Origin of the sequence: Ruminococcus sp. CAG:379 (assembly GCF_000434255.1) — a bacterium.
GTDB lineage: Bacteria > Bacillota > Clostridia > Oscillospirales > Ruminococcaceae > Ruminococcus_F > Ruminococcus_F champanellensis.
Genome location: NZ_FR894886.1, coordinates 15,394 through 32,119, shown reverse-complemented (window position 1 = coordinate 32,119; position 16,726 = coordinate 15,394). Strand labels below are relative to the sequence as shown.

At 56.3% G+C, this 16,726-nt stretch carries 13 protein-coding genes; 5 read left to right on the top strand and 8 right to left on the bottom strand.

The annotated features are described in order from the left end of the window. Window positions 1-21 precede the first annotated feature (21 nt). Complete coding sequence (spoVAC, locus tag QVO51_RS05500) at window positions 22-459, bottom strand: stage V sporulation protein AC (RefSeq protein WP_022357554.1); 438 nt, start codon at window positions 457-459, stop codon at window positions 22-24. A 13-nt stretch (window positions 460-472) separates the two neighbouring features. Then, window positions 473-1,321: a GPR endopeptidase gene (gpr, locus tag QVO51_RS05495; protein ID WP_022357553.1), complete on the bottom strand. Its 849-nt coding sequence runs from the start codon at window positions 1,319-1,321 to the stop codon at window positions 473-475. 252 nt (window positions 1,322-1,573) lie between these two features. Between gpr and rpsT the strand changes: the two genes are divergently transcribed. The 3 genes from rpsT (at window position 1,574) to QVO51_RS05480 (ending at window position 5,422) form a co-directional block, all read left to right on the top strand. Further along, window positions 1,574-1,825, top strand: a complete 252-nt coding sequence (rpsT, locus tag QVO51_RS05490) for a 30S ribosomal protein S20 (RefSeq protein ID WP_022357552.1) — start codon at window positions 1,574-1,576, stop codon at window positions 1,823-1,825. A gap of 97 nt (window positions 1,826-1,922) precedes the next feature. Further along, window positions 1,923-2,747 carry a putative ABC transporter permease gene (locus QVO51_RS05485; RefSeq protein ID WP_022357551.1) on the top strand — a complete coding sequence of 275 codons (825 nt, stop codon included), beginning with the start codon at window positions 1,923-1,925 and terminating at the stop codon, window positions 2,745-2,747. 191 nt (window positions 2,748-2,938) lie between these two features. Then, a complete protein-coding gene (locus QVO51_RS05480; protein ID WP_022357550.1) occupies window positions 2,939-5,422 on the top strand; it encodes a GH36-type glycosyl hydrolase domain-containing protein in 2,484 nt (827 codons plus the stop codon). 57 nt (window positions 5,423-5,479) lie between these two features. Here the strand turns inward: QVO51_RS05480 and QVO51_RS05475 are convergent, their stop codons facing one another. The 6 genes from QVO51_RS05475 to QVO51_RS05450 all read right to left on the bottom strand — a co-directional run bounded on the left by QVO51_RS05475 (window position 5,480) and on the right by QVO51_RS05450 (window position 14,803). Then, a complete protein-coding gene (locus tag QVO51_RS05475; RefSeq protein WP_022357549.1) occupies window positions 5,480-5,791 on the bottom strand; it encodes a hypothetical protein in 312 nt (103 codons plus the stop codon). 189 nt (window positions 5,792-5,980) lie between these two features. Continuing rightward, entirely contained in the window at window positions 5,981-7,333 is a 1,353-nt protein-coding gene (locus tag QVO51_RS05470; protein WP_022357548.1) for an AI-2E family transporter, read from the bottom strand. Window positions 7,334-7,466: 133 nt separating this feature from the next. Next, window positions 7,467-8,906 (bottom strand): leucine-rich repeat domain-containing protein, encoded by a 1,440-nt coding sequence (locus QVO51_RS05465; protein ID WP_022357547.1) that lies wholly within the window; start codon window positions 8,904-8,906, stop codon window positions 7,467-7,469. Between the two features lie 3 nt (window positions 8,907-8,909). Next, a complete protein-coding gene (locus QVO51_RS05460) occupies window positions 8,910-10,169 on the bottom strand; it encodes a leucine-rich repeat domain-containing protein (protein ID WP_022357546.1) in 1,260 nt (419 codons plus the stop codon). After that, complete coding sequence (locus QVO51_RS05455; protein WP_022357545.1) at window positions 10,166-11,455, bottom strand: leucine-rich repeat domain-containing protein; 1,290 nt, start codon at window positions 11,453-11,455, stop codon at window positions 10,166-10,168. The genes QVO51_RS05460 and QVO51_RS05455 overlap by 4 nt, the downstream gene beginning before the upstream one ends. 951 nt (window positions 11,456-12,406) lie before the next feature. Further along, window positions 12,407-14,803 (bottom strand): glycogen/starch/alpha-glucan phosphorylase, encoded by a 2,397-nt coding sequence (locus tag QVO51_RS05450; RefSeq protein WP_022357544.1) that lies wholly within the window; start codon window positions 14,801-14,803, stop codon window positions 12,407-12,409. Window positions 14,804-15,149: 346 nt separating this feature from the next. On the opposite strand from QVO51_RS05450, the gene ylxM reads away from it, so the two are divergent. Together ylxM and ffh are read left to right on the top strand one after the other, a co-directional pair. After that, entirely contained in the window at window positions 15,150-15,497 is a 348-nt protein-coding gene (gene ylxM, locus QVO51_RS05445; RefSeq protein WP_022357543.1) for a YlxM family DNA-binding protein, read from the top strand. A gap of 37 nt (window positions 15,498-15,534) precedes the next feature. Next, the coding region (gene ffh / locus QVO51_RS05440) for a signal recognition particle protein (protein ID WP_288167894.1) at window positions 15,535-16,726 on the top strand (1,192 nt) is incomplete at its 3' end.

Genomic DNA, 16,726 nt, shown 5'->3' with positions numbered 1-16,726 from the left:
CGGGCAGATGCCCGGCTGCTTTTATCGGATGAAATAATAGATGATGCCGTACAGCACCGAGGCGGTGCAGCCGTACAGGATCACCGGCCCGGCGATGGTGAACAGCTTTGCCCCCACCCCCAGCACGAAGCCCTCGGTCCTGGACTCCAGCGCCGGGGATACCATGGCGTTGGCAAAGCCCGTAATGGGCACCAGGGTGCCGGCACCGGCGAATTTTGCCAGCTTTTCGTACAAGCCCAGCCCGGTGAACAGGGCACTGAGGAAGATCAGGCAGATGGATGCCCAGGCGCTTGCCGCCTCCTTTTCTGCCCCCATGCGGGTGAACAGGTTCAGGAACACCTCCCCCAGGGTGCAGATGCCGCCCCCGATGAGAAAGGCGCTGGGAATGGTGATCCAGCTTTTGGTGGGAGGCGATGCCTGCTCCGCCATCTTCTGATAGGTCTGGGGTGTGAGTTTCATATGCATATCCTCCTTATGCCATCAGGCACTCCACATCCTCTATGCTCAGTTGGGGATGCAGTGCCAGATTGATGCCGCAGGCGATGAGTCCGGCGGCTCTTTGGGTCAGCTTGTCAATGTCCCGTGGGGTCACCATCATATTGGGGGCTTCCTGCTTCGGAGGCGCTCCGGTGAGGCTTTCCACAATGGTGCCCATATCCACCACCGTAGGAACCCCCACCGCCAGCACCGGGATCCCCAGGGTTCCGGCGGAAAGCTCTTTACGCTTATTCTGCACCCCGCTGCCGGGAGATATTCCTGCGTCGGAGATCTGGATGGTGGTGCCCAGCCGGTTCAGCTCGGAGCATGCAAGGGCGTCCACTGCAATGATGGCTGCCGGACACAGGCGCCCCTGCAGCGCCTGCACCAGCTCTGCGCTTTCGATGCCGGTCTGCCCCAGCACGCCCCCTGCCAGCACGCTGACCGGACGCAGCCCTGCCAGGAAGGGATCCTCTTCGCCCAGCTCGGTTTTCAGATGCCGGGTGGCAAGCACCTGGTTTGCCGCCTGTGGCCCCAGGGCATCCGGGGTGATCTGACTGTTTCCAAGTCCTACCACCAGCACATGCCCCGGTGGAAGGAACTGCCGCAGCTCCTTCGCAAGCTCCTGCGCCATATCCTCATACCGGTCGGAAAACCGGCTCAGCGCCCCTGCCTCCAGGGTGATGTATCTGCCCTTCTTCTTGCCGATGGGGGCGCCGTGCCTGTCCTCCTGGATGCGGATCTCGGTGATGGAAAAGGCGCTGCCCCGGGTGGTACGGGTGATGCCCTCCCGGATCTGTTCCGCATCCACCCCCTCCAGAGCAAGGTCTGTCCGGATGTTCATAAACGCTCCTTTCTCCGGGTTGTGCAGTTGCACAGAATTCAACACAAAAAATTGTGAGATTATTTTGAAATTGCCTATTGCAATTTGCGCCCCGGAATGATAAAATAAGATTTAGCTTATATGGCTGAGTCATTACAGCCATGCCAAAGACAGCGGCTGTGTCAACGCCGAAAGGTGGGTACTGTCTTTACTGTATGCGGTTTCCGTGTGGTTATACACAGCGTGAGCCGCAGGTTCAAGGAGGTGGAAAGAATGGCAAATATCAAGTCCGCAATGAAGAGAGTCAAGGTAAACAAGGTCAAGGCTGCTGCAAACAAGGCACGCAAGTCCGAGCTGAAGACAGTTTTGAAGAAGGCGAACCTGGCTGCTGAATCCGGTGCAAACAAGGAAGAGGCAATCAAGGCAGCAATCAAGCGGGTGGATCAGGCATGTGCAAAGGGTCTGCTGCACAAGAACAACGCAGCACGCAAGAAGGCACAGCTGGCAAAGAAGCTCAACGGCTGATCCCCGGCACCTTATGAGATATCCGGCGCAGAGTAATTAACCCATACTCTGCGCCCTTTCTTTTTCTGATGCTTGTCAAACTGGAGGAGATTTTGTCATGCTGACCATGTACGAGGCTGTACTTTGCTTTTTTATTTACGCCATCCTGGGCTGGTGCGTGGAGGTGATCTATGCCACCGTCAATTCCGGCAAATTCGTCAACCGTGGCTTTCTCAACGGTCCCTACTGCCCCATTTACGGCTTTGGGGTGCTGATCGTGGTGCTGTGCCTGTCCCCCGTGTCCGGCAGTCTGATCCCCTTGTTTTTCGGCTCCGTCGTGCTGACCACGGTGCTGGAGCTGGTGACCGGCTTCCTGCTGGAAAAGATTTTCCACGCCCATTGGTGGGATTACTCCAATGAGCACTTTCAGCTGGGTGGCTATATCTGCGCCAAATTCTCCCTGCTGTGGGGCATTGCCTGCGTGCTTGTGATGCGGGTGGTGCATCCGGCGGTGATGGGTCTGGTACACTGGCTGCCCCACTGGCTGGGGCTGACCCTGGTGTGGGTCTTTTCCGGGGCATTTGCGGCGGATCTTGCCATTACCGTAGCCGGGATCCTGCACATCCGCAGCAACATGCGTGTTATGAGCCGGATCGCAAGAGAGCTGCACAATATTTCCGACGCAGTGGGGGAGAACCTGTCCGACGGGGTCATGGGTGCCATGGAGCGGACGGAAAAGTCCAAGCAGGAGCTGGCGCTGCGCCGGGAGCTGACCGGGGTGGAGCTGGACGAGCTGAAGGAAAAGGCGGCACAGCTTACCGACCGGTACCGGACTATCATGGAGGAGCGCACATTCTGGACACGGCGTATGCGCCGGGCATTCCCCCAGCTGGGAGAGCAGCTGCGGGAGCGGATGAAGGAGCGGCTGCGCCGGGCAAAGTAAGGGCGACACGCAAAAGCCCTGTGGTATGCTGCCGAAGGTACTGGTGCTTTGTGGAACATTCACGAGAGAACCGGGAAATTTTCTACGTGGATACCCTTGTGCTTTGTCCGGCTTTATGGTATACTAATTATATCTACCGTGCAGGAAATGTGCGGCTTTTGACAAAACTAGTACAGAAGGAGTATTGATCGATGAAATTTGGATTTTTTGACGATGCCAACAAAGAATACGTCATCACTTCCCCCAGAACCCCCTACCCCTGGATCAACTACCTGGGCACACAGGAGTTCTTCTCTCTGATCTCCAACACCGCCGGCGGCTACAGCTTCTACAAGGACGCCCGTCTGCGCCGGATCACCCGTTACCGCTACAACAATGTCCCCATCGATATGGGCGGCAGATATTTCTACATCAACGACAACGGCACCATCTGGAACCCGGGCTGGTCTCCGGTGAAGACCGAGCTGGACAGCTACGAGTGCCGCCACGGTATGGGCTACACCATCATCACCGGCAAGAAGAACGACCTGAAGGCACAGGCTACCTTCTTCGTTCCCCAGAACTATGCCGGCGAGGTGCAGCAGCTGGTGCTGACCAATGAGGGCAGCGCATCCAAGACCTTCAAGCTGTTCTCCTTTGCAGAATGGTGCCTGTGGGATGCACAGGACGACTGCACCAATTTCCAGAGAAACTTCTCCACCGGCCGTGTAGAGGTAGTTGGCTCCACCATCTACCACAAGACCGAATACAGAGACAGACGTGACCACTTTGCATTCTACACCGTCAACGATACCATCGACGGCTACGATACCGACCGGGACGCATTCATCGGTTTGTACAACGGCTTCCACAATCCCCAGGCTGTCATTGACGGCAAGGCAACCGACTCCTTCGCAGACGGCTGGTCTCCCATCGCTTCCCACTACAAGGAGATCACCCTGGCGCCCGGCGAAAGCAAGACCCTGGTATTCATCCTGGGTTATGTGGAAATGCCCGTTGACCAGAAGTTCGAGGCGGACGGCAAGACCATCAACAAGGTGAAGGCACTCCAGATGATGGAGCAGTACAACACCCCGGAGAAGGTTGCAGCAGGTCTGGCTGAGCTGAAGGCTGCCTGGGATTCTCTGCTGGGCATCCTGAACGTGGATACTCCCGACGACAAGGTAAACCGGATGGTGAACATCTGGAACCAGTATCAGTGCATGGTGACCTTTAACCTGTCCCGTTCCGCATCCTACTTTGAGAGCGGCATCGGCAGAGGCATGGGCTTCCGTGACTCCAACCAGGATATTCTGGGCTTTGTACACCAGATCCCGGATCGTGCAAGACAGAGAATCATTGACATCGCTTCCACCCAGCTGCCCGACGGCGGCTGCTACCACCAGTATCAGCCTTTGACCAAGAAGGGCAACTCCGACATCGGCGGCGACTTCTCTGACGATCCCCTGTGGATGATCCTGTCCGTTTCCGCATACATCAAGGAAACCGGCGACTGGGGCATTCTGGACGAAATGGTGCCCTATGACAATGACGACTCCAAGGCAAAGCCCATGCTGGATCACCTGAAGGTTTCCTTCTACAAGGTAGTCAACAACCTTGGCCCCCACGGTCTGCCTCTGGCAATGCGTGCGGACTGGAACGACTGCATCAACCTGTCCTGCTATTCCGACACACCGGGCGAGAGCTTCCAGACCTACACCAACCCCAAGTTTGCAGCAGAGGGCGGCTACTCCAAGGTGGCTGAGTCCGTGATGGTTGCCACCCTGTTCACCTACACCGGCCCCAACTACGTTGCCATTCTGAAGCATCTGGGCAAGGAGGACGAGGCTGCCGCTGCACAGGCTGAGATCGACAAGATGAAGCAGAACGTCATGGCGCATGCCTTTGACGGGGACTGGTTCCTGCGTGCATACGACTCCACCGGCGCCAAGATGGGCTCCAAGGAGTGCGAGGAGGGCAAGATCTTCATCGAGCCCCAGGGCTTCGCAGTCATGTCCGAGATCGGCAAGGATCAGGGCGCTGATATCAAGACCCTGGACGCCATCGACAAGTATCTGAACACCGACTTTGGTCTGGTGCTGAACAATCCGGCATACACCAGGTACTACATCCAGTACGGTGAGATCTCCACCTATCCGGGTGGCTACAAGGAGAACGCCGGCATCTTCACCCACAACAATGCATGGATCATCTGCGCAGAGGCTTACGCCGGCAGAGGGGACAAGGCATTTGAGTACTACAGCAAGATCGCTCCTGCATTCACCGAGGAGACTTCCGACATCCATAAGACCGAGCCCTACGTTTACGGTCAGATGATCGGCGGCAAGGATGCCGGTGCAGACATCGGCAAGCCCGGCAACCACTTCGGTCAGGGCAAGAACTCCTGGCTCACCGGTACTGCTGCATGGAACATGGTTGCCATCTCCCAGTACATCCTGGGCATCAGCCCGGATTGGGACGGTCTGAAGATCGATCCTTCCGTTCCCCATGCATGGGACGGCATGACCGCAACCCGTCAGTTCCGGGGCGCTACCTATGACATCACCGTCAAGAACCCGGATCATGTTTGCAAGGGCGTGAAGTCCGTTACCGTAGACGGCAATGCCATCGAAGGCAACGTGCTGCCCGCATTCGGCGACGGCAAGCACCACGCAGTAGAAGTCATCATGGGCTGATCCTGCGCAGCGATAACATAGAAAAACGGTATCCGGTGTTCCGGATACCGTTTTTTGTTAGGGGTTTGTAATCATGTCCTTGGCGTCCTTGACCGCATCCCCGGCGCCGGTAACAATGTCCTTTCCGGTGCTTTCCAGATCGTCCACCACGCTGTCAAAGCCGTCCCCGGTGGAGGTGGCAGCAGGCTGGGTCTCGGTGGCGGTGGTGGCAGCTTCTGTGGCAGCCTCCGTGGTGACCGTCTGGGTGGTTGCGGGCTGGGTTGTGCCCTCGGTGGCAGCGCCGGAGGACGACTTGTTGTCATTGCCGCAGCCGGTAAAGCCCACAGCAGTCAGAACCAGTGCCGCTGAAAGTGCAGCGATTTTTTTCATGGGTTCTCTCTCCTCATACAAGGGCAACACCGCACAGGGTCATGTGCCGCCGCCAGCCATGGCGCTGTGCGGTGTTGCCCGGACTCTATTGCAGAAGCTTCTACAATATGAGTTATTGTTGCACGGAGTGCGTGGAATATGTATGCATTGCAAAAAAAGCGTCCGCATATTGCATGCGGACGCAAATTTTTATTCTATTTTTTGGGGAAGCTCCGTGGTTTCCGGCACCTCCGACAGGGGCATTTCCACCACCGCCTGTTCCTCGTCAAACTCATCCGGATCGAAAAAGCTGGGTGCATTGGGATTCAGCTCCGGCTTGATGCCCAGCTTGTCCAGGGTCTCCGGCGGCAGCTTGCTGAACCGGAGCCGCTCGTCGATCAGCTCCTTGCATAGGTTATACAGCACTGCAAAGGTGGGAACGCCCAGCAGCAATCCTACCAGACCGAACAGTCCCCCTCCCAGCAGGCAGGCAAACAGGGACCAGAAGGCAGGCAGCCCGATGGAGCCTCCCACGATCTTGGGATCCAGGATATTGCAGTCAAACTGCTGCAAAACCACGATGAAAATCACGAAATACAGTGCCTTGACCGGATCGTGCATCAGCACCAGCAGAGTGCTGGGAATGGCGCCGATGAAGGGCCCGAAGAAGGGGATCACGTTGGTGACACCTACGATCACGGCGATCAGGGCAGGGTAGGGGGTATGCAGGATCACCACGCCGATGAAGCATAACATGCCGATGATGATGGAGTCCAGGATCTTTCCCAGAATGGCACTGCTGAAGGTGCGGTTTGCGCCGTTGAGCCGGTGGAGGATCCAATCCGCCCGGTTGGGCTTCAGCAGCACATACAGTATTTTGCCCCCCTGGCGCATGAACCGCTCCTTGCCGATGAGCAGGTAAAAGCAGATAATCAGACCCACGCACAGGTTGTACACCAGGTTGAACGCCCCCATGATGCCGGAGGCAAGGTAGCCCACCCAGACGCTGGCGTTGTTGAGAATGCCGCTGTTTGCCCAGTTTTCCAGCGGCTCTGCCAGGTAGTTGGATACCAGGCTGTACAGGGCGCTGAGCCGGCTGTTGTTCTGTACCTTCTGGTTGACGGTATCGGTGAACTCCCCCAGATCGTTGGGAAGCTCCCCGGCGATGGCGGTGATACTGCCGGCAACCTCCGGCACCACCAGCACGAACAGCAGCACGATCAGGCATACCACGGCGATCACGGTCACAAAGGTGCTGATGATCCGGGCGGTTTTTTTCCCCTTGGAGGAATTTTTGAAGCGGCGGTTCAAGGGCTTTGCCAGATGCTTTTCCAGCATCACCACCGCCGGATTCAGCAGATAGGCGAAGAGCAGCCCGGTGAACACCGGGGCGATGGCTCTGAACACATCCTCAAAAAAACTCTGCACCTGGTCGAAATTCAACAGCAGGAAGTAAAAGATAATGGCGCATGCCAGCACCAGAAAGGCTGCCAGTCCCCGGGGAAACAGGTCATAGCGAAGGGATGGCGTATTGGAACTGCGCCGCTTTTTCGTTGTTTTCATAATGCCCCCCAAAACAGCAATGCCGCACAAAACAGGGGCAATACCGTACAAAGATTGTGCAGTAGATGCTGTGCAAAGCCACCAGGTTGGCTTTGTGCGGTGTTGCCCAGGGTATGTCTTGTGCGGTATTGGATCAATCGTCGTTTGAATTCTTCTCCAGGATGCTCTGATAGTTGGGATCGGTCTCCTGAGGCTCCGGCTGAGCTGCCTCCGGTGCGTCAGCCGTCTGTGCTGCGGCAAGCTGCTTTTTCTTGCGGATTCCAAGAATCATCAGCACCAGGGCGATCAGCAGAATGCCCCCGATGACGCAGCTGACCAGTACCCAGTTTACCACAAAGTCCGTGGTAGCCGCCTTGATGCCGTTTTCCGAGGCATAGGTGTACGCCGCAGACTTGGAGGAACAGGTCAGGGTGTAGCCGTTGAGCAGGATTTCGTTGCCCTGCTCGTCCGCCGTATAGCCAAAGGCCTTGTCGCCGATCTGTACCACCGTATCCGGCACGAACATGCCTGTCAGCTTATCGCAGCAGAAAAAGGCGTACTCCCCCACGGTGGTAACGGTTTTGGGGATCTCAAAGCTGGTCAGGGAGGTACAGTCGGAGAACATGCTGGCTGGAATGGAGGAGATCCGTTTTGGCAACCGGATGCTGTTGAGGGAGGAGCAGCCGGAGAATGCGCCGTCCTGGATCTCCAGCACCGAGTCCGGGATCTCCACAGAGGTCAAATAGCCGTTGCCGGAAAAGGCATAATAGCAGATGGTGGTGATGGTATCCGGCACCGTAAAGGTATTTGCCTGGTTGGTCGTCAAATACAAATACAGCTGGGTCTTGGTGGAGGACAGGAGCATACCGTCCCGGAAGATGAATGCAGGGTTGTCCGCTGCGATCTCGATGTTCTCCAGGCTGCTGCATCCCACAAAGGACAGGTGCCCGATGGACATGGTAGCTGCCGGGATCCGCAGGGTTTTCAGATCGCTGCATGCCACAAACGCCAGGTTTCCGATCTCCTTGGTCTGTGCCGGAATGGTCAGCTCCGTCAGCCGCATGCAGTACTGGAAGGCATAGCTGCCGATGTAGGTGATCCCGTCCGGCAGCTCCAGGCTGGCAAGATCCGTGCAATAAGCAAAGGCGAAGTCCCCCACATCGGTGACGGTCTCCGGAATGCGCACCTGTTCCAGCTTGGAGCAGTTGCAGAACAGGGCGGTGGGCAGTGCCTTCAGCTCGGAGGGCAGAAGCACACTGGTCAGACTGGAGCAGTTGTAGAATGCCGCCTCCCCGATGGTTTCGATGGAATCCGGCAGCACGATCTCTGTCAGGGCGGTGCAGTTGCTGAACGCCTCGTTCCCGATTTCCGTTACTGCAAAGCCGTTGATCTCCGCCGGTACGTGCAGCGTGGCGGTATTGGTGTCGCAGGCGGTGACGGAAACCTTGCCGTCCCCCAGCTTGGTATAGGTCAGCACCGCATCGCTAAAGCTGTCCTCTGCGGCATCCTCCGCCCAGGAACCCATACCTGGCAGTGCGCACAGGGTCAGCATTCCGGCGCAGGCAGCGGCAAGCAATCGTTTGAATCGATTCATCTGTTACTCCTTCTCCGGTGCGTCCGGCGTTTCCTGTTCCTTGGCGGCATCCGTTGCGGCTTCCGGGGCATTGTTTTGTTTGTCGCCCCGCAGCCGGATCGCCAGGATCACAGCCCCTGCCAGCAGCAGCACGCCGCCGGCGATCACCAGAACCAAGCCGGTTTTTGCGCCCTGCTTTTCATAGTGGATGTCGTTTTCCTTGGCATAGCTTGCAGCGGCGGTACCCACCCGGGTGTGGATGGTGAAGCCGTCAACCTTGGCAGTGGTTTTGGTTTCCGTATCCAGGGTAAAGCCCAGTGCGTAGTTCCCGATGGTGGATACAGAGCCGGGAATGGTAATATCCTTCAGCTCCGGGCAGTTCACAAAGCAGTAATCTCCCAGCTCTGTCAGAGAATCCGGCAGCTGAACCTGTTTGAGGGCGATGCAGCCTCCGAAGGTGGTTCCGGGCAGGACGGTGACCCCCTCCGGGATGGTGATCTGCTCCAGGGCGGTGCAGATGTAGAAGGCATCCTTGCCGATTTCCGTCGCCTTGTTCAGATCCAGGCTTACCAGATTCTTGGCACCCGTAAACGACCAATTGGCAATGGCAGTGGTGCTGTCCGGCAGGGTGTAGCTGTCTCCGGCGTGCTGATCCGGATATTTGATGAGCTGGGTCATATCCTCATTGAACAGGACGCCATCCAGGTCGCAGTAGATCTGATTTTCCGGATCTACCCGGATCTCCGTCAGCCCCTCACAGCCCTCAAACACATAATCTCCCAGAGAGGTCAGAGAGGCGGGCAGGGTCACGGTGGTGAGCTTGAGACAGGCGAGAAACGCCTGGTCCCCGATGCTCTGCATGGATTCCGGCAGGTTGATGGACTCCAGATCGGCACAGTAGTAGAATGCCTGGTAGCCGATCTTGGTCAGGCTCTTGGGCAGGGTAACGCTTTTCAGAGTGGTACAGCCGAAAAATGCCCCGTCCCCGATGAGGGTCACAGAATCCGGCAGGGTCACGGTTTCAATGGCACCGCAGCTATTGAATGCGCTCTCCTCCACGGAAGTGACCGGCTTGCCCCCTAAGGTGTCGGGCACAGTCACGTTCACCGCATCCGAGGAGCATCCCACAACGGCGGCTCCTGCATCCTCCAGCTGGTAGGACAGGGTAAAGCCGTCCCCCTCATAGGTTTCGGCGGCGTGCGTTTCATCCGCACTGCACGGTACAGCCAGTGCAGCCAGCAGCATGCCGGACAGGGCAGCGCAGATCAGCTTTGTTCCCTTCATGCCTGCTCCTCCTTGTCGTCGTCCTTTTCCGGTTCAGCCGGTGCATCTGCCCCGGGCAGAGAAGCATCCGAAGCGGCATGCTTTCTCTTGGAGAGCACCACGCCCACCACGGTCAGCGCCACGATGGCAACGCCGATGAGCGCCAGGATCACTGCCTTGATGACGGTGAAGACCCGGGCATCCTCCTGGCTGATGGTGTGATTGTTCACGGGTACCCCCTCGATATTGGGGCGGGTGGTGGCATCTCCGGTGGTCTGCTCCTTGGAGATCTGTACAAAGGTGAAATGGTTGTCATTTTCAGAGTCGATGCTGTACCGGGCAGCGGCGGAGCCTGCGGTGGAATAAATGGTGAAGTCCGGGTTGGCAACGAACTGGTTGTTTTCGTCCAGGTCATATCCCAGGGCGGAGAAGCCGATCTCCGTAACGGTTTCCGGTACGGTGATGCTCTCCAGGGAGGTACCGGCGAACGCCGCCTGCTCGATGGTGGTGCATGCGGTGGGGATCTTGAAGGCGGTCATGCCCTTGCAGCCGGCAAAGGCACCGGCACAGATGGTCTGAATGGTGTCGGGAATGTTGAACTCTGTAATGGCAGTGTCATAGGCAAAGCAGAAGTCCTCGATCTTGGTCATGGTGCTGGGCAGGGTCACGGAGGTCAGAGCGGTACAGCCTGCAAACGCCCACACGCCGATCTGCTTGACGCTGTCGGGAATGGTGACGGTTTTCAGGGATTTGCACTCGGCAAAGGCGCTGTTGCCAATGTCGTATACCTTGTCCGGCACGGTGAATTCCGTGGGATTTTTGCCGATGGGATACTGAACCAGATAGGTCTGATCCTCCGCATAGAGGATCCCGTCCACTGCTTCGTAGTATTCATTGTCCGGATCTACGATATATTCGGTGACGCCGGTGCAGCCGAAGAAGGTGTACAGACCGGTGCCGATGACGGTGCTGGGAATGGTGATGGTTTTGGCGGTGGTGTTGTCCATGAAGGTATTGTCCCCCAGTGCCACCACCTCATAGCCGTCAATGGTTTCCGGGATCACCAGGTTCTCCTCCGTGGAGGTGCAGCTTTCCAGGCAGGCGGCCTGCTGGCTGGCATCCTCCTTCCCGGTCAGCAGACTGTAGGTATAGTCGCCGCTGGTGAAGGTTTCCACCTGACCGGAGGCATCCGAGCCGGTGTAAAAGGCATCCGTCTCTGCAAAGGCGGTGTATGTGTATGCGCTCATGGGCATGGCAGCCAGCAGCGCTGCGCCTGCCAGGGCGGCAATGGTTTGTTTGAGTTTCATAGTCCGTTCCTTTCCTTCGGCAGCACATGCAGCGCCGCCTTTTATACAGCCGCAGACAGGAAAACCGGCGGTTTTTCCTGCTGTACAGCCAAATTTTCGTCCGAGCGGTATTGCCTATAGTATAGCACAAATCCCCGTTGAATGCAACAGCTTTTGTGTACGGGGTGTGAAAGTTGCGGAAAAAACGGGCAAAAAAATGAGGACAGAAAATCTGTCCTCGAGCCGTATAAAAATGGAGTGTTATGATTGCCGCAGGCTTTGCCCGATCTGATCCCCTCTCAAAAAATCAAATCATCTCAAGCTCCGGCGCAACGAACAGGCAGCTGTTTCCGATGCAGCGCCTTATTGACAGCTTGCTGTGGTACGCATAGCCTCGGGTCGCAGGATCAGAAAAATGCGCTTCAGTTCAAATATTACAGGCTTTTCATATTTGTCCGCATTTTTCGGGGAGTAATCCTGACGGTTCAGGCTCCACAGTCATTGCACTATGCAACACAAGCATGTAGAAAAACGTGATGTTGCGAAAACAATCGGGTTGTACTTCCGGGTACGGAAGACAGCACAATGAATACTGTACATTCTGCTGTTCGTCATTTGCAGAATACAATTAGTATTATAACGGAATAATAGTACAATTTCAATTGAGGATATTGCATTGTTTTGGTAGTTTATTGCCCAGCTAAGCGGGCTGAAATTTGCAAAAAAATACCGAGCAGAGAGACGCCCTGCACGGTATTTTGGGTTGACGGAGCCGTTTTCCTCTGCTATAATAATGCTGAATGACGACACCGCACAAAGCCCGCCTGTCGGCTATGCGCAGCATCTGCTGACGAATTTTCCGTCATATCACACAGAAACTCCTTGCAATACGCCAGTATTCCTGCGTCGTTTCTATGCAATCTGACGAAAAACTGTTGGCACATCTACCACACATTCTTTGTGCGGTGTTGCCTAAAGTCCCCAGATTTCCTTTGCGTATTCGTTGACTGCCCGGTCTGCGGAGAATACGCCGGCGTTGGCAATATTCGCCAGGGACATCTGGGTCCACTTCCGGGTATCCTGGTACAACTGGGAGGAACGCTGCTGTGCGGCACGGTAGCTGTCGAAGTCCGCCAGTACCATATACGGATCCGAGTTTTTCAGGGAATCCGCCACGTCGTTGAATACGCAGCCGTTGATGCCCTTGTACATCCGGTTGATGCAGGCACGGATCACTTCGTTGTTGTTGTAGTAATCCTCCGGTCGGTAGCCGGCTGCCTTCAGCGCATTGACCTCCTCGGTCTTCATGCCGAAGATGATGATGTTCTCGTCGCCCACCACATCCCGGATCTCCACGTTTGCTCCGTCCAGGGTGCCCAAGGTAATGGCGCCGTTGAGCATCAGCTTCATGTTGCCGGTGCCGGATGCCTCCGTGCCTGCCAGGGAGATCTGCTCGGAAATATCGCTGGCGGGCATCAGCAGCTCGGACAGGGTCACCCGGTAATCCTCCAGGAAGTACACGGACAGCTTCTTGGAGATCTTGGGGTTCTTGCGGATCTCCTCGGAAATTGCCCAGATCATTTTGATGATCTGCTTTGCCAGGTAGTAGCCCGGTGCAGCCTTTGCTGCAAAGATATAGGTCTTGGGGGTAAAGTCCATATCCGGATTTTCCAGCAGCATATTGTAGTCTGCCAGAATATTCATCACGTTCAGGTGCTGCCGCTTGTATTCGTGGAGCCGCTTTACCTGTACGTCAAAGATGGTGTCCGGATCGATGGCGAACTTGCTGTTCTGCATCACATACTTGCAGAACCGCTCCTTGTTCTCCCGCTTGATCTTCCGCAGCTGCTCCAGAACAGCGTCATCGTTGGCGAACACGCTGAGCTTTTTCAGCTCGCTGCCGTCCTTCAGGAAGCCGGAGCCGATCTTTTCGCGCAGCAGGGCGGTGAGTCCCGGGTTGGACTGGTACAGCCACCGGCGGTATGCGATGCCGTTGGTCACATTCTTGAACTTCATGGGAGAGTCAGCATACTCATCCTTGAATACGGACTGCTTGATGATCTCGGAGTGGAGCTTGGAAACCCCGTTGACGCTGTGGGATGCTACCACGCACAGGGTCGCCATATGGATCTGATTGTCCTTGATGATGGACATGCTGGTGGTCTTGGCGCTGTCGCCGCCGTTCCGCTCCATCAGCTGTGCGCAGTACCGGTTGTTGATCTCCACGATGATGGAGAAGATCCGGGGAATGATATGGCGCACCAGGTTCACGTCCCACTTTTCCAGGGCTTCCGCCATGACGGTGTGGTTGGTGTAGGCGAAGGTGTTGGTAACAATGTGCCATGCCTTTTCCCAGGTATAGCCACAGTCGTCCAGCAGGATCCGCATCAGCTCCGGGATCGCCAGGGTGGGGTGGGTGTCGTTGATGTGGATGGCAACCTTTTCGTGGAAGTTATCCAGAGTGCCGTATACGCTCATGTGGTTGTTGACGATATCCCCCACGGATGCAGCGCACAGGAAGTACTGCTGCCGCAGACGCAGGGACTTGCCCTCCAGATGGTTGTCGTTGGGGTACAGCACCTTGGAGATGGCGTTGGCAACGGAGTTGCCGGCAAGCGCCTTTTCGTAATCCCCTTTGTTGAAGCTTGCCATATCAAAGTTGGGCGCCTTTGCCGACCAGAGCCGCAGCACGGAAACTCCCTCGCTGCCGTAGCCGGATACATACATATCATAGGGAATGGCACAGACGGTGCTGTAGTTCACATGGGAAATGTAGTGGTACTGCTTATCCCAGTATTCCTGTAAATCCCCCTCGAAGTGTACATCGATGGAAAGCTCCGGCCGGGGATCCAGCCATACGGAGCCGCCGGGCAGCCAGTTGTCCGGCAGCTCGGTCTGCCAGCCGTTTTCCAGGTGCTGCTTGAAGATGCCGTACTCGTAGCAGATGGAGTAGCCCATTGCCGGGTACGCCTGGGTTGCCAGAGCGTCCATGTAGCAGGCAGCCAGTCTGCCCAGACCGCCGTTGCCAAGCCCTGCGTCCGGCTCGTATTCATAGATCTTGTCCAGGTTGATGTCGTACTCGCCCAGGATCTTGCTGATATCCTCCACCAGCTCCAGGTTGTACAGGCTGGTCTTCAAGGATCTGCCCATCAGAAACTCCATAGACAGGTAGTAGATCTGCTTGCGGCCGTTGGAGTGACATTTATTAATAAAGGACTGGCGCTTTTCCCGCAGGATCTCCACGATCATGGCGGACAGCGCCTGATATACCTGCTTGTCGGATGCTTCGCTGGGTGTAACGTTGAACTGTGTCCGGAGCCGGCTCAGCAGCTCCTGCTTGAGATAGTTCGGGTCTTTGTAGTTGGTCATGTGTTGCTCCGTTCTCCGGCGCCTGAAATCAGGTCATTGTGGGCAGCACACCCCCTGCGCCGGCAGTCGGGGCAGCTGTGGAATCCACGCTGTTTTTATTATACGCTTATCAGCATGGCTTTGCAATAGGATATTTATACAAAATTTGCAGCGTTAAAATGTGCGCACGGGCGTTTTCGACAGAAAATTATGTACATAATGCACAAACGAGGCAAAATTCAAACGATTGAGCTGTCTATTTCGACGGAGTTGCTTTGGCGGGATTGACAAAAGCCCGGAAATCCGGTATACTGTGTAAAGGAAAACAGCTTTACACCCATGCTACAGAAAGGGGGCGGCGCTGCACATGGCAAAGGATCTGCGGTTTGCGCTGCTGCTGGACTGCTACGGCTCCCTGCTGACGGAACGGCAGGCGGCATACATGGAGCTTTACTACTGTGAGGATCTTTCCCTGGGGGAGATCGCAGAGGATGCCGGGGTTTCCCGGCAGGCAGTGCGGGACGCTGTGAAGCGTGGCGAGGCGCTGCTGACGGAGTATGAAGCAAAGCTGGGCTTTGCCGCACAGCATACCGCCTGTGTGGAAAAGCTGGAGGAATTACAGCACCGGATCGGCACCCTGGGCGGATGCATCCCCCCGGAGCAGCTTTTGGCGCTTGCAGATTGTGCGGCACAGTGCCGGGCACTGATCGAATAAACGAATCAATACACTTAGAAAGAAATGAGGCGGGACTATGGCATTTGAAGGTCTGTCCGAAAAGCTCAACCACGTCTTTAAAAAGCTCAAATCCCGCGGCAAGCTGTCGGAGAGCGACGTCAAGGACGCCATGCGGGAGGTTCGGATGGCGCTGCTGGAGGCGGATGTCAGCTATAAGGTCGTCAAGGATTTTGTGGCCAAGGTATCCCAGCGCTGCGTGGGGGAGGAGGTTCTCTCCAGTCTGACCCCGGCACAGCAGGTGGTCAAGATCGTCAACGATGAGCTGATCGCTCTGATGGGCAACGACAACGCCCGGATCAATATGCCCTCCAAGCCTCCCTGCGTCATTATGATGTGCGGCTTGCAGGGCTCCGGTAAAACCACCCACGCTGCAAAGCTTGCAAAATATTTAAAGCGGGAAGGGCATCGCCCCCTGCTGGTTGCCTGCGATATCTACCGTCCGGCGGCGATCAACCAGCTGATGGTAGTGGGAGAAAAGGCTGGGGTCAAGGTCTTTGAAATGGGACAGATCGACCCGGTGGTGATCTCCACCCAAGCCATGCGCTATGCCAAGGATTACGGTCACGATGTGGTCATTCTCGATACTGCCGGCCGGCTCCACATTGACGAAAAGCTCATGGATGAGCTGAAGCAGATCAAGGCAAAGGTGGAACCCAACGAGATCATGCTCGTGGTGGACGCTATGACCGGTCAGGACGCAGTCAACGTGGCAAAGGCATTTGACGAGGCGCTGGGCATCGACAGCGTGCTCATGTCCAAGCTGGATTCCGATACAAGAGGCGGTGCGGCGCTGTCCGTGCTGGCTGTGACCGGCAAGCCCATCAAATTCGTGGGTATGGGCGAAAAGCTGGACGAGTTCGAGCGTTTCCATCCGGAGCGTATGGCTTCCCGGATCCTGGGCATGGGGGATGTGCTGACCCTGGTGGAAAAAGCGGAAGCGGTAATGAGCAAGAGCGATGCCGAGAAGCTGACCAAAAAGCTCCAGGAGCATTCCTTTGATATGAACGACCTGCTGGATCAGCTCAAGCAGATCCGGAAGATGGGCTCTCTCAAGAGCATTATTTCCATGCTCCCCGGCGTGGGGGATAAGGTCAAGGATATGGATGTGGACGAAAAGCAGTTCAGCCGCATCGAAGCCATGATCACCTCTATGACTAAGAAGGAGCGTGCAAAGCCCTCCATCATCAACCCCCAGCGCAAGCGGCGGA

Coding starts and splice junctions, on each gene's coding strand:
- QVO51_RS05475 (WP_022357549.1), bottom strand. CDS start 5,791: ATGAAAAAAATCGCTGCACTTTCAGCGGCACTGGTTCTGACTGCTGTG.
- gpr (WP_022357553.1), bottom strand. CDS start 1,321: ATGAACATCCGGACAGACCTTGCTCTGGAGGGGGTGGATGCGGAACAG.
- ylxM (WP_022357543.1), top strand. CDS start 15,150: ATGGCAAAGGATCTGCGGTTTGCGCTGCTGCTGGACTGCTACGGCTCC.
- QVO51_RS05465 (WP_022357547.1), bottom strand. CDS start 8,906: ATGAATCGATTCAAACGATTGCTTGCCGCTGCCTGCGCCGGAATGCTG.
- QVO51_RS05480 (WP_022357550.1), top strand. CDS start 2,939: ATGAAATTTGGATTTTTTGACGATGCCAACAAAGAATACGTCATCACT.
- QVO51_RS05455 (WP_022357545.1), bottom strand. CDS start 11,455: ATGAAACTCAAACAAACCATTGCCGCCCTGGCAGGCGCAGCGCTGCTG.
- QVO51_RS05460 (WP_022357546.1), bottom strand. CDS start 10,169: ATGAAGGGAACAAAGCTGATCTGCGCTGCCCTGTCCGGCATGCTGCTG.
- rpsT (WP_022357552.1), top strand. CDS start 1,574: ATGGCAAATATCAAGTCCGCAATGAAGAGAGTCAAGGTAAACAAGGTC.
- QVO51_RS05485 (WP_022357551.1), top strand. CDS start 1,923: ATGCTGACCATGTACGAGGCTGTACTTTGCTTTTTTATTTACGCCATC.
- QVO51_RS05450 (WP_022357544.1), bottom strand. CDS start 14,803: ATGACCAACTACAAAGACCCGAACTATCTCAAGCAGGAGCTGCTGAGC.
- QVO51_RS05470 (WP_022357548.1), bottom strand. CDS start 7,333: ATGAAAACAACGAAAAAGCGGCGCAGTTCCAATACGCCATCCCTTCGC.
- spoVAC (WP_022357554.1), bottom strand. CDS start 459: ATGAAACTCACACCCCAGACCTATCAGAAGATGGCGGAGCAGGCATCG.